Here is a 12,899-nt window from a genome sequence, read left to right on the forward strand (position 1 = left end):
CCAATTATCCTAATCCTAATTCCCGCTTTAATAAATTAATCGATTTTTCCCCTATATAATTTTCAGAACAGATGACATCAGGGGGACGAATTAAATCATCTCTCACTGCTAGAATAGCCTGTTTAACAATCGGATAACTAGCCGGATCAGTTATAATAGTCTGGGCAGATCTAACTAAAGCCAAAAGTTGATGGCGATCGCTTGCTTGGGCTGCAATTAATAATAAATCATCTCCCCGCAAACTGTGGATCAAAATTTCGGCCACACTAATAATTCCCACACTTAAACTAACAATACCTAAACGGGTATCTGTGGGTAATTCTTTGATCATAGCCAGTTCTTTAACATAATCATAAATATCCAAGGGAATAACGCGAGTTGCATAGGGAGAGGCGATAGACTCTGCTTCTGCGATAAAATAACGGCTAGTAACGACTGTTCCCGACTGGGTTTTAGATAGTATCTGGGCCAACTCTTCCATCGGGACTAATTGTACAGGAATGGCCAATGCCTTCTCTAATTCTTGTAAAATGAGTTCACCAGCCCCTAAATCTCGGTTAGGTACGGTGACTAAAACCTTTGCACTACAGCGTAAACGCCAGTCTATAGCAGTGAGAAACAATTCTTTGACCTGAGTTAAGGTTAACCCTTGCCAAAGGAGTTCATCAAGGCTTTTATGAATGAGTTGACTAGCATGAGGATATTTGCTAAATAAAGGAGAGTCAGGTAAGGATGGGTCTTCGTGGCGTTGTGCTTTGACATAAATACCAGAGCCAGCAATAGATTCAACGAGGCCAGATTCTTCTAATTGTTGATAAACTTTACTGATAGTATTGCGATGGAGTCCCGTAATGGTGGCTAATTGTCGGGTACTGGGTAAACGATGCCCAGGGGGATATTGACGGGAGGCAATGGCAAAGCGAATTTGGTCAAACAGTTGTTTAGAGGCGGGAATATCACTGTCGGACTGTATTTGAAACTGGAGCATAGCAACCACGCCAAGGGAACACTAAAATTATAGGATGCTATTTTAGCCTGAATCGTTCCCTGAAGAACTATTCTGGGTTTTTAGGATTTTAGGGTTTAAATTTTCTAAAGCTAGACGAATACGAGCGCATACCCCTAATTCTGGCTCATTAATTAGCATCTGTTGCAACCGAGGAACTAAAGTATCCATTAGTTTAGGTTGAGTCTGTTTAGTCAACATTCCCAAATTCTGTAAACCCACCACCGCAGCATAGCGCACCACCCATTCTGGATCATGGGAAACCTCAATTAAAGTCTCAAGCACTTGATTTTGAGCCGTATTAACTCTTTCATCGGGTAACTTATGCCAGCAAATATTCCCTAATCCCTTAGCTGCCGAACGACGAACACTCATAGAAAAATCACGTTTAGCCGCTTCTTGGAGGTGAGCGAGGGCAGAAGGATGACCAATACCAGCCAAGGCACGAGTCGCCCAAGCCCTTGCCCCATAATTGTAGCCATCAATTTGGGCCAACAGATAGGAAACCGTCACATCCCCCATCTGAATCAACCCTTCCACGGCGGCCACTGCCGCCCCTGGATTGTTGTACCCTAAAGCTTGAATCAGGGTAGGAATCGCCTTTTCATGGCCGCTGACGGCTAAGGATTGAACCGCTTGGAATAAACCGAAGGAGGAGTCAGCTTGCTCCACCTTTTCAATTAAGATTTGAACCTCTTGTTCTGTCATCACTATTCAGTCAACCCTAATAACCGCTTGGTATGAATAATCGCCAGTACCGTCACCTTCTGTTCATGCACCTGATAAATCACGCGGTAGGTGTAGGCTAATTGATCGCGGATGGTGAGATTGTCACCTTCCGAGATAATCTCACCCGCCAAAGGAAACTCCTCCAATTGACTCGTGGTGTCCAGAATTTGCCGCACCACTGCCGCCGCATAAGAAGGCGAGTCACGGGCGATATAAGTTGCGATTGCTTCAACATCTTCAACCGCTTTAGAAGACCAAATTACTCGATAAGCCATTTACTTAGTAGCCCCTCGACTTCCTCCTGTTGTAATATCGGTTCGCGTTCAGCGACCTGTAATCCTTGACGGATTTTTTCGAGAACATACAAATGATACTGGATATCTTCAATTGAACAATCATCTGGTAATTGATTCAAGATCGATTGAATTTTTTCTTTAATCGTATTCATAAGGGTTATCAGTTTAATTTTTGCTCTAAAGTTAGGGATAATAAGGAATTATATAGAAAATCTTTGTTTTTAGGTTGACTGATTCCAGAGAACAGAGACAACAAGATTACCTCTAGCCCAAGAATAGCAATTATGGATAGAATAACCTAGGTAAGATACCCCTTCAGAAAGTTGCTTAATCCTTCTTAACAAGCCGAATGCAAATCAGAAGACGACCCCCCAACCCTTCCGTAGAAGTCGAAACCCTTCGTTATCAAGTGCCTGATCCCGATGGACAAGCCAGACATATCCTCGAAGAAATCGTCTGGCATAAGGAAAAAGAAGTTGATCGCCTCAGAGAAAGGCTTTCTTTATTAGAACTACGCAAACAAGTCCTAGATGTTCCCCCACCCCAAGACTTTTTAGGAGCGATTTCTCAGGGAAAAACCCAACCGGCCCTGATTGCCGAAGTCAAAAAAGCCTCGCCGAGTAAAGGGGTAATCCGGGCTGACTTTGATCCTGTGGCCATTGCTCAAGCCTATAAAAGAGGGGGCGCGACTTGTCTTTCTGTCCTTACCGATAGTAAATTTTTTCAAGGAAGTTTTGAAAATCTGGCCTTAGTACGTCAAGCTGTCGATATTCCCCTACTGTGTAAAGAATTCATTCTCTACCCTTACCAAATCTATCTCGCACGCCTTAACGGGGCCGATGCCATTTTACTGATTGCGGCCATTCTCCAAGACTCGGATTTGCGTTACCTCATCAAAATTATTCAATCCTTGGGTATGACTCCTCTTGTAGAAGTTCATTCCTTAACAGAATTGGATCGGATTTTGGCCATTGAGGGAGTATCCTTGATCGGGATCAATAACCGTAACTTAGAAACCTTTGAGGTCAATTTAGAGACAACAACCCAACTGTTAGGGGCCCGTCAAAGGCAAATTAAACAATTAGGCATTCAGATTGTCAGTGAATCTGGGTTACATACCCCCCAAGATTTACAAACAGTCAAAGAAGCGGGGGCCAATGCGGTTCTGATTGGGGAATCTCTAGTTAAACAACCCGATCCCGAAAAGGCAATTTTTGCTTTATTTTCTTGAACCGTTAAATCAAGAAATTAGGAACAATTGGACTGATTAAGGGTTCATTTTGCCATAAAGCATCAAGAATTTTTAGGATTGAATCCCCTTCAGTCGTTTACTGTAGGAGTGATAGCTAATGTGATCCTCTACCCCTTTGATCACAATGGATTTATGCACTTTATTGCTCACCCAATCACTGATAACTTCGATGAAATCCCTACCCCTTCCTTCCCTCATTCATTACGAATTACTTTTACAACTGCTAGAGCGTAAAACCTTAGCAATGACCTATGAACAACCAGTTCTACAGGAGCAGGTGGAACGGCTGATAGTCACCCTCCGCAAAGCCAGGGCCCAACAAAAACAACTCGAAGCCATCTGTGAACAAAGTTATATTTCCCTAGAACATCATTGGTCACTCAACAGTATTGATGCCCCTCGTCCCCCCCTAATTGAACCCTTAGCTAATTCAGAAAACCTCAGGGAAACAACCTGAATTAAAGCTTAAAAATCCCCCAAAAACTCAGAGATTTTTTTAGGGTTAGTTAAGGACGGGGTAAACTAAATTTTGGACTCCCTGTGAACAAACCATCCTCTGTGTTTTGGCCAGGGGAATTATTATTTTAAGCGCGAAGCGGGAGAGATTATTCATGCAAGATAAACATATGCTCATGATTCCAGGGCCAACCCCCGTACCCGAAAGTGTACTGTTGGCCATGGCGAAACACCCTATTGGCCACCGTAGTGGTGATTTTAGTAATATTATTGGGGAACTGACTGAAAACCTTAAATGGCTTCATCAAACCCAGAATGATGTCCTGATGTTAACTGTCAGTGGGACAGGGGCCATGGAAGCGGGAATTATTAATTTTCTCAGTCCAGGCGATCGCGTGTTAGTGGGCAACAACGGCAAATTTGGCGAGCGTTGGGCGAAACTTGGCCAAGCTTTTGGTCTACAGGTAGAAGAAATTACAGCAGAGTGGGGCAAACCTCTCAATCCAGAAGACTTTAAGGCCAAACTCACAGCAGACACTGCCAAAACCATCAAAGCGGTCATTATCACCCATTCTGAAACATCCACAGGGGTTCTCAATGATTTAGCCACGATCAACAAATATGTCAAAGATCACGGGGAAGCTCTGATTATTGTCGATGCTGTCACCAGTTTAGGGGCTGTTAATGTTCCTATTGATGAATGGGGCCTCGATGTGGTGGGTTCTGGGTCGCAAAAAGGCTATATGATACCCCCAGGGTTAGGCTTTGTTTCTGTGAGTGCCAAAGCCTGGAAAGCTTACGAAACTGCTACCCTGCCTAAGTTTTATTTGGATTTAAAAGCCTACAAGAAAGCAACGGATAAAAACAGTTCTCCCTTTACTCCTCCTGTTAACCTGATGTACGGGTTACAAGCATCCCTAAAAATGATGAAAGCTGAAGGGTTGGAGAGTATTTTCGCTCGTCATCTCCGGCTAACCCAAGCCACCCGTGCGGCGGTTAAAGCCTTGGGTTTACCCTTGTTTGCCCCGGATGATGCCGCAAGTCCTGCCATTACTGCTGTCATGCCGACAGGGGTCGATGCTGAAGCCATTCGTTCGACCATGAAGAAGCAATTTGATATTGCTTTAGCGGGGGGACAAGACCACCTCAAGGGCAAAATTTTCCGCATTGGCCATCTGGGGTTTGTCAGTGAACGGGATATGTTAACGGCAATCGCTGCTTTGGAAGCAACCTTACAAACCTTGGGTTATGAAGGGGCCAACCCTGGTGCGGGTATGGCGGCTGCAGCTAAAGTTTTATCAGTCTAGAGGCTAAAGTAATACAGAGAAGGCCTACCCTTGTAGGCTTTTTTATAAAAAATAAAAATCTGAATAAACGGCTGCTTGTCCTTGATAGTTTTGTTGCTCATTAATAACATTCCAAACAATCCCGTTATTAATTTTAAAACGTTTTCCTGTGCTAGTAATCCGAATTCCTGAAAAGTAACAAAACCCTTTTTTTGTGGTTTCAGCCAGCAGGTGATCCCGTTCTGCTTGTTCCACTAATTCTGCTGTTTTTCTGGAGGGAATTTGGGTAAATTCTTCCCAGGTTAATTCCCAAATTTCTAAAGCTTTTTGATTACCATAATTAAAAATAGGGTCTATTTCTGTTCCATGAGAAGCCACAGCAAAGGGAACTTCAAATAATTGTTGAGCAATGTCTTGGGGTGAAGTTTGTATCTCTGGTAAACCTTTTTCTTTCCACAAAGAATGACCTAACCAATGTTGAAAGCTACTCAGAATTAATTGAGTTCTTTGGATAACTTTTTCTTGTTGCCAAGGTAAACTATTCATATTAATTAATGATTTTTATGGATTAACAAATACCCCAATACCATTATGAACTCTGGCCGCAGTAACGGGAGAACGATCAATTAATTGACCTCCTAATGCTAAAGAGGTGGAACTTCCTCCATCTAAATTTAAAGCATCAACTGCCCCTAATTGTTGCATAATTTGAGCCATTTCATCTAAAGTCGCACCACTTCCCCCAACACGGGTGTGAACTGCTACTAACATGATTGTACCTTTATTTGTTACTCCAATGGCACTACGGGAGGCTTTTTGTTGTTGAAACCCTTTACTAAATTTTTCCGCTTCCCCATTAACCACAATACGGCGATTACTAATTAATAAAGGCCCTGCACCTACAATCTGGGAAAATTGATTAAACTCATCGGGGATAGTATTACTTTCTATTTTAACAGTTGCTCCTCTGGATAAACTATTAGGAGAAACCGCATTTTTACGAATAGTTAATAGGTAGCCATTAGCAGGAATAGGAAATGTATTATTACCTGATTGTCCTGCTTGTTTTTTCTCAATAATTTGATTATTCTGCACTAAAATAATTGTTTCATTGTCGCTTAAGGTTGTGTAGTTTTGCCCCCATTCAGGGGTATAACGAGCAATACCACCTTGAACATAGCCACTATTTAAAAACAGAATCGGTATCGTTTGTCCCGTGGATGTAATTAAATTTTCTCGTAAACTTAAGCGGTTCATTTTAACCAGTCCCTGTTCATTCCAAGCAACGGCACCACGTCCTAAAATTGGACTCGATAACCACTTATTATCTTGACGAATTGCTCCTAATGGTAATTGATTATTTCGGTTAAAAAATCCCCCATTAATAGCGGCTGAAGCTTGCCAATTTTGGGCAGTTACAACTAAAGGGGAAGTTCCCATTTGTTTGTTAGGATTACTATTAATTGGTTTCAGGGAAATATGGGGCGATCGCTGAGCTATTTCTAACCAATTTACTGGAAAAATATCCTCACTTAATCCATTTTTTATTCTAACAAATTGTTGTCGCCAAATAATGCCTGGAGTCCAAACAATTTCTTTGGGAACTATGACATCAGAACGGACATCAATTACAATACGATTAGGATTGGATAAACTAAAGACATTTAAGCCAGAAGCTGTGGGCAAATTAATCTTAATTTTAGTTAATTTTTCCGTATTTTCTAAGGAAAATAAAGAAGAATTTAATGGTGTAGAATTCGGACTCCCTAAGTCATCCTCATCTATATTATTCAAAGGCTCAGAATTGAAAAGAGGACTATTATTATCAGGAATTGAATTGTTAGAAACCTTACCAGAGATCATAACAACACCTTGATCTTTTGCTTGACTGACTTGCCAAACCGTTGGTCGATCAACATCCAGAACAATTCGTTTACCCCAAGGTTGATTACCTTGACGAATATTGCTAATTTGTGCTAGAGGAAAATTCAATTCTAAGGTATTATTTCTAGCTTGTAATTCTCCCCGTGCTAACTGAATTAATTCCGTTACATCTAAATAGCGATAGGGCGCGATAAATCTTGCTAAAATTGGTAAAGGTTGACCCGAATCTGTACCAAACCAACGAATCGGTTGTAAATTAGGTTCATTCGTGCTAAGCAATTCTAACCCTAGTAAATTCATGGCCCCAATATCACTAATTCCCGTGCGTATTTTATCCCCTTGTTGCCATTGAGTCCAAGGAATATTATATTTATTTCCATTAAGAATAATTTCCTTTCCCTGTTGGATAGAATCAGAAGCTTCCACAGGTAATATTTGAGGAGAAAGGGTTATAGTTTGTATTTTGCTTTGAGGTAAATTACTGATGAATAAATAAATGATTAAGGTTGAAATCAGGGAAATCAAAAAAAGCGTTAGGGGATACCAAGGCAGTTTTCTCACTCAATTCTCCTTCTGTGGTTAAGAAAAGTTGATTTAAACCGATACTTAGCAATCATAACAAAAACGAAAAGTTTGAATCATAACGATCATCCACGGAGAAACCTTAAACAAACCTTAAAAAAATAGAACTAAATGTAATAACTTTCCGAAAATTCAGCTATCATCGAATATCTATGGGATAAATTGTCTTAATAAGAAAATTAGATCATTCACTCTTAGGTTCGATAGCATGGGAAATAAAGGCCCAATGATTCCCCCACAGCATAATACTTATCCTCTTTTCCTAGACTGAGGCTAAACAGATAAGCTTTGCGGAATCGATCGCTTAATTATCTCTTAACGTTATGGTTTGGGAAACTGACCAAACCAGCTTTAGCCACCCCGTAACCCCTAAAATTTGACTTGCTATGGATGAGCGCAGCATAATGAAAATGACCCCTAATACCAACGCCAGCAACCAACCCCCAACAACCTATATGGGGCCACCCTCCCTAGTAGAAGAAAGAGACGCTTGTGGGGTAGGCTTTATTGCAGATGTCAAAGGAAAAGGCAGCCACAAACTGATCGAACAGACCTTAACTGCGTTAAGCTGTATGGAGCATCGGGGCGGTTGTAGCGCAGATAATGATTCGGGAGATGGATCAGGTATAATGACGGCTATTCCCCGCGAATTATTAGCCCCCTGGTTCGCAGAAAAAGGTATTACTATGCCCCCAGTGGAACAATTAGGGGTCGGTATGGTCTTTTTACCCCAAGATAGCAGCAAACGGGCAGCAGAAAGGGATCATGTTGAAGCAGTGGTCAAAGCTGAAAACTTAACCGTGTTAGGATGGCGGGAAGTCCCGGTTAAACCGGAAGTTTTAGGAAGACAAGCAAGAGGAAACCAACCCCATATAGAACAGGTGATGGTGACATCTGCTGATGGGTTGTCAGGGGACGCATTAGATCGGGTTTTGTATATTGCGCGATCGCGTATTGGTAAGCGTTTGGCCGATGATTTTTATATCTGTTCCTTCAGTTGTCGTACCCTAGTATATAAGGGGATGGTACGCAGTGAAGTATTAGGGGAATTTTATCAAGATTTAAAGAACCCTGCCTTTATTAGCCAATTTGCGGTGTATCATCGCCGTTTTAGTACCAATACTATGCCTAAATGGCCCCTAGCTCAACCGATGCGTTTATTGGGTCATAATGGGGAAATTAACACCCTAATTGGTAATATTAACTCGATGGCGGCCAGGGAAGTTAATTTACAAGTACCAGGGTGGAAAGCAGAAGAATTAGACGCATTAACGCCTGTTGTTAATGCTGCCAATAGCGATTCCTATAACTTAGATAGTACCATGGAGTTATTAGTGAGGACTGGTCGCAGTCCCATTGAAGCGGCCATGATCTTAGTGCCGGAAGCTTACCTAAATCAGCCAGATCTCAAAGATTATCCCGAAATTACAGACTTTTATGAGTATTATAGTGGCATCCAAGAACCTTGGGACGGCCCAGCGTTATTGGTGTTTAGTGATGGTAAGATGGTCGGGGCTTGTTTAGATCGTAATGGGTTACGACCAGCAAGATATTGTATTACCAAGGATAATTATGTGGTAGTTGGTTCAGAAACGGGGGTTGTAGATTTACCTGAGTCTGAAATCATTGAAAAAGGAAGATTAGGGCCAGGACAGACTATTTCTGTTGATTTAACCACTCAAGAAATCTTAAAAAATTGGGATATCAAACAACGTATTGCCCAAGCACAACCCTACAAACAATGGTTAGAAACCTACCGTCAAGAAATCACCCCTCAACCTTTTTCTGAAACCCTTTTATTAACCGAAGTACGTCAATTATTGCAGCAACAAACTGCCTTTGGTTATACAGCAGAAGATGTAGAAATGATCGTGGTTCCCATGGCCAGTCAAGGAAAAGAACCCACTTTCTGCATGGGTGATGATATTCCCTTAGCCGTTCTTTCTAATAAACCTCACCTACTTTACGACTACTTTAAACAACGGTTTGCCCAAGTAACGAACCCTCCCATTGATCCCTTGCGGGAAAGTTTAGTTATGTCTCTGACCATGTTGTTAGGAGAAAGAGGCAACTTATTAGATCCTAAAGAAGCCGATGCTAAACGGCTAAAAATAGATACTCCTGTTCTCAATGAAACAGAGTTAAGCCAGATTAAAGCGTCTGATTTCAAGGTGACAGAATTATCTACCTTGTTTGATATTACATCAGGGCCAGAAGGACTAAAAACAGCGTTAGATCGTCTTTGTACCGAAGGAACAGAAGCGGTGAAAAATGGGGCAAAAATCCTCATTTTAAGCGATCGTTTTTCTGTTGTAGAGACGTTTCATGAAACGTCTCTACAAAGTATTAATGAGACAACCAGTTATATTCCCCCCTTATTAGCAGTGGGGACAGTTCATCATCACCTCATTAAAGAAGGGTTACGTCTGCAAACATCTCTAATCGTTGATACGGCCCAATGTTGGAGTACCCATCATTTTGCTTGCTTAGTCGGTTATGGGGCCTCTGCCGTATGTCCTTACCTTACCCTAGAAACCATCCGTCAATGGTGGCATGATGAAAAAACCCAAAAATTGATGGCCAATGGTAAACTCGAAAACGTCAGCCTCGACAAAGCTTTAAACAACTATCGTCATGCAGTAGAAGCAGGACTGTTAAAAATTCTCTCTAAAATGGGAATTTCTTTGTTAGCTTCTTATCATGGGGCCCAGATTTTTGAAGCGATTGGCCTAGGCATGGACTTAGTAGGGAAAGCCTTTGAAGGGACAACCAGTCGGGTTGGTGGGTTAAACATTGCCGAACTGGCCCAGGAAATTATTGCCGTCCATTGTCAAGCCTTCCCCAGTTTAACCGATAAGAAATTAAAGAACTTTGGCTTTATTAATTACCGTCCAGGGGGAGAATATCACATGAATTCTCCCGAAATGGCTAAATCTCTCCATAAAGCCGTGGACGCTTATAAAATCGGGGGAAATGGGGCCAATAAAGAGGCATACAATCATTATGAAATGTATCAAAAATACCTCGAAGAACGACCCATTACGGCCCTACGGGACTTATTAGAATTTAAAGGCGATCGCCCTTCTATTCCCGTTACAGATGTGGAACCTGTAGAAGCTATTGTTAAACGCTTCTGTACTGGGGGAATGTCCTTGGGGGCCCTCTCACGGGAGGCCCACGAAACCCTGGCGATCGCCATGAACCGTTTAGGAGGAAAGTCCAACTCAGGAGAAGGAGGAGAAGACCCCACCCGGTTTATTACCCTCTCAGATGTAGACGAAAATGGCAACTCTGCTACTTTCCCCCATCTGAAAGGACTGCGTAACGGTGACACGGTGAGTTCTGCCATTAAACAGATAGCCTCCGGCCGGTTTGGGGTAACACCTGAATACTTGATGAATGGGAAACAATTAGAAATTAAGATGGCCCAAGGGGCCAAACCAGGAGAAGGGGGCCAGTTACCAGGGCCCAAAGTTAGCCCCTATATTGCCATGTTACGGAAGTCTAAACCGGGTGTAACTTTAATTTCTCCCCCTCCTCATCATGACATCTATTCCATCGAAGACTTGGCCCAGTTAATCTTTGACTTACATCAAATTAACCCAGAAGCCAAGGTTTCCGTGAAATTAGTGGCAGAAATCGGTATCGGAACCATTGCGGCCGGAGTTGCTAAAGCTAACGCTGATATTATTCAAATTTCTGGTCATGATGGTGGTACAGGTGCGTCGCCTCTGAGTTCCATTAAACACGCGGGTTGTCCTTGGGAACTAGGAGTGACGGAAGTACATCGGATGTTGATGGAAAATAAACTGCGTGGCCGGGTTATTTTACGCGCTGATGGTGGCTTAAAAACGGGTTGGGATGTAATGATGGCTGCGTTAATGGGGGCCGAAGAATACGGGTTCGGTTCCATTGCAATGATCGCTGAAGGTTGCATTATGGCCCGCATTTGTCATACTAATAACTGTCCTGTTGGGGTTGCTACTCAACAAGAACGGTTGCGTCAACGGTTTACAGGTGTCCCGGAAAATGTGGTCAACTTCTTCTACTTTATTGCGGAGGAAGTCCGGTCAATTTTAGCCAAATTAGGCTATCGTTCCTTAGATGAGGTCATTGGACGGTCTGATCTGCTGAAAATGCGCTCCCAAGCGAATTTAACCAAGACTCAATCGATCAATTTAGACTGCCTCCTCAACCTTCCTGATGTCAAAACAGACCGTAACTGGTTAAACCATGAGGAAGTTCACAGCAATGGGCCGGTTTTGGATGATGAATTATTGGCTGATACTGCTATTAGTTCTGCGATCGCCACTCATGGAACCGTTAGCAAAGACGTTAAAATCATCAACACCGATCGCACAGTAGGGGCGCGTATTGCGGGAAAGTTAGCCAAAAAATACGGCAATACGGGTTTTTCAGGGGAAATTACCTTTAACTTTACTGGGGCCGCGGGTCAAAGTTTTGCCGCGTTCAACCTCCCTGGAATGATTATGCACCTAGAAGGGGAAGCCAATGATTATGTAGGGAAAGGGATGCACGGTGGCGAAATAGTGATAGTTCCTTACAAAACAGCGACATTTGAGGCAGCAGATAACGTAATTGTCGGGAATACCTGCCTTTATGGGGCAACAGGCGGCGTTTTATATGCCAATGGCCGGGCCGGTGAACGGTTTGGGGTACGGAACTCTATGGGCCAAGCGGTAATAGAAGGGGCCGGGGATCACTGTTGTGAATATATGACTGGCGGTGTGATCGTCGTTCTCGGTTCCGTTGGCCGTAATGTGGGCGCAGGAATGACGGGAGGTTTAGCTTATTTCTTAGATGAAGATAACAGCTTCCCCGAAAAAGTTAACCCTGAAATTGTGGAAATTCAGCGAATTTGTACAGAAGCAGGAGAAGCACAATTAAAAGAATTAATTGAGACTCATGTTACTCGTACAGGCAGTAAAAAAGGACAATTAATATTAGATAATTGGGGTGATTATGTCGGCAAATTCTGGCAAGCAGTCCCCCCATCAGAAGCAAATAGTCCTGAAACAAATCCTAACCCCGTCATGGTAGCGGAGAAAACCTTAACTCCTGCTAAATAGCTGTAGGGTGGGCAATGCCCACCTTTTTTCTTGTTATGAAATAACTTAATATTTGACGAGAAGATTATACAATATTTATCTTAAATATCAGAAATAAACAATAAAATAATTTAGTTTTTATTATTGTTTTGTAAGAGATTGAGTAAAGGTGCATTTTCATAAGAATAAGTAGATATATATTTTGTTGTTCTTTTAGCAGATGTTTTCTTTACCTTACCTATTTCAATAGCTCTTTCTAACCAATCTTGAATTTGAGTAGGACGAATGTTAAAAATTGTAGCAAGTTCTTTTTTACTTTTTTCTGTAATTAATTGTTGT

General features: G+C 42.1%; 10 protein-coding genes. 4 read left to right on the forward strand and 6 right to left on the reverse strand.

The features are described 5' to 3' along the window. Positions 1-4 precede the first annotated feature (4 nt). From VB715_RS00570 to VB715_RS00585, 4 genes are read right to left on the reverse strand one after another with little or no spacing between them, the layout of a single operon-like run. Entirely contained in the window at positions 5-988 is a 984-nt protein-coding gene (locus VB715_RS00570) for a GntR family transcriptional regulator (protein ID WP_323299251.1), read from the reverse strand. Positions 989-1,030: 42 nt separating this feature from the next. Beyond that, entirely contained in the window at positions 1,031-1,714 is a 684-nt protein-coding gene (locus VB715_RS00575) for a HEAT repeat domain-containing protein (RefSeq protein WP_323299252.1), read from the reverse strand. A 2-nt stretch (positions 1,715-1,716) separates the two neighbouring features. Beyond that, entirely contained in the window at positions 1,717-2,010 is a 294-nt protein-coding gene (locus VB715_RS00580) for a type II toxin-antitoxin system RelE/ParE family toxin (protein ID WP_323299253.1), read from the reverse strand. Further along, on the reverse strand, positions 1,995-2,183 hold the full coding sequence (locus tag VB715_RS00585; RefSeq protein ID WP_007311441.1) for a hypothetical protein: 189 nt from the start codon (positions 2,181-2,183) through the stop codon (positions 1,995-1,997). The genes VB715_RS00580 and VB715_RS00585 overlap by 16 nt, the downstream gene beginning before the upstream one ends. A 197-nt stretch (positions 2,184-2,380) precedes the next feature. On the opposite strand from VB715_RS00585, the gene trpC reads away from it, so the two are divergent. The 3 genes from trpC to VB715_RS00600 all read left to right on the forward strand — a co-directional run bounded on the left by trpC (position 2,381) and on the right by VB715_RS00600 (position 5,046). Further along, positions 2,381-3,262 (forward strand): indole-3-glycerol phosphate synthase TrpC, encoded by an 882-nt coding sequence (gene trpC, locus VB715_RS00590; protein ID WP_323299254.1) that lies wholly within the window; start codon positions 2,381-2,383, stop codon positions 3,260-3,262. A 190-nt stretch (positions 3,263-3,452) separates the two neighbouring features. Then, positions 3,453-3,740 carry a DUF5340 domain-containing protein gene (locus VB715_RS00595; protein ID WP_323299255.1) on the forward strand — a complete coding sequence of 96 codons (288 nt, stop codon included), beginning with the start codon at positions 3,453-3,455 and terminating at the stop codon, positions 3,738-3,740. A gap of 154 nt (positions 3,741-3,894) precedes the next feature. Beyond that, a complete protein-coding gene (locus tag VB715_RS00600) occupies positions 3,895-5,046 on the forward strand; it encodes an alanine--glyoxylate aminotransferase family protein (protein ID WP_323299256.1) in 1,152 nt (383 codons plus the stop codon). A gap of 42 nt (positions 5,047-5,088) precedes the next feature. Here VB715_RS00600 and VB715_RS00605 read toward each other — a convergent pair whose 3' ends face one another. Both VB715_RS00605 and VB715_RS00610 read right to left on the reverse strand, forming a co-directional pair. Next, positions 5,089-5,571: an MEKHLA domain-containing protein gene (locus VB715_RS00605; protein WP_323299257.1), complete on the reverse strand. Its 483-nt coding sequence runs from the start codon at positions 5,569-5,571 to the stop codon at positions 5,089-5,091. Between the two features lie 15 nt (positions 5,572-5,586). Beyond that, on the reverse strand, positions 5,587-7,470 hold the full coding sequence (locus VB715_RS00610) for a phosphodiester glycosidase family protein (RefSeq protein WP_323299258.1): 1,884 nt from the start codon (positions 7,468-7,470) through the stop codon (positions 5,587-5,589). 425 nt (positions 7,471-7,895) lie between these two features. Between VB715_RS00610 and gltB the strand changes: the two genes are divergently transcribed. Beyond that, positions 7,896-12,581 carry a glutamate synthase large subunit gene (gltB, locus tag VB715_RS00615; RefSeq protein ID WP_416336896.1) on the forward strand — a complete coding sequence of 1,562 codons (4,686 nt, stop codon included), beginning with the start codon at positions 7,896-7,898 and terminating at the stop codon, positions 12,579-12,581. Positions 12,582-12,899 lie beyond the last annotated feature (318 nt).

This window comes from Crocosphaera sp. UHCC 0190, assembly GCF_034932065.1.
In the GTDB taxonomy this organism is placed as follows: domain Bacteria; phylum Cyanobacteriota; class Cyanobacteriia; order Cyanobacteriales; family Microcystaceae; genus UHCC-0190.

Coding starts and splice junctions, on each gene's coding strand:
- VB715_RS00570 (WP_323299251.1), bottom strand. CDS start 988: ATGCTCCAGTTTCAAATACAGTCCGACAGTGATATTCCCGCCTCTAAA.
- VB715_RS00575 (WP_323299252.1), bottom strand. CDS start 1,714: ATGACAGAACAAGAGGTTCAAATCTTAATTGAAAAGGTGGAGCAAGCT.
- VB715_RS00580 (WP_323299253.1), bottom strand. CDS start 2,010: ATGGCTTATCGAGTAATTTGGTCTTCTAAAGCGGTTGAAGATGTTGAA.
- VB715_RS00585 (WP_007311441.1), bottom strand. CDS start 2,183: ATGAATACGATTAAAGAAAAAATTCAATCGATCTTGAATCAATTACCA.
- trpC (WP_323299254.1), top strand. CDS start 2,381: ATGCAAATCAGAAGACGACCCCCCAACCCTTCCGTAGAAGTCGAAACC.
- VB715_RS00595 (WP_323299255.1), top strand. CDS start 3,453: ATGAAATCCCTACCCCTTCCTTCCCTCATTCATTACGAATTACTTTTA.
- VB715_RS00600 (WP_323299256.1), top strand. CDS start 3,895: ATGCAAGATAAACATATGCTCATGATTCCAGGGCCAACCCCCGTACCC.
- VB715_RS00605 (WP_323299257.1), bottom strand. CDS start 5,571: ATGAATAGTTTACCTTGGCAACAAGAAAAAGTTATCCAAAGAACTCAA.
- gltB (WP_416336896.1), top strand. CDS start 7,896: ATGAAAATGACCCCTAATACCAACGCCAGCAACCAACCCCCAACAACC.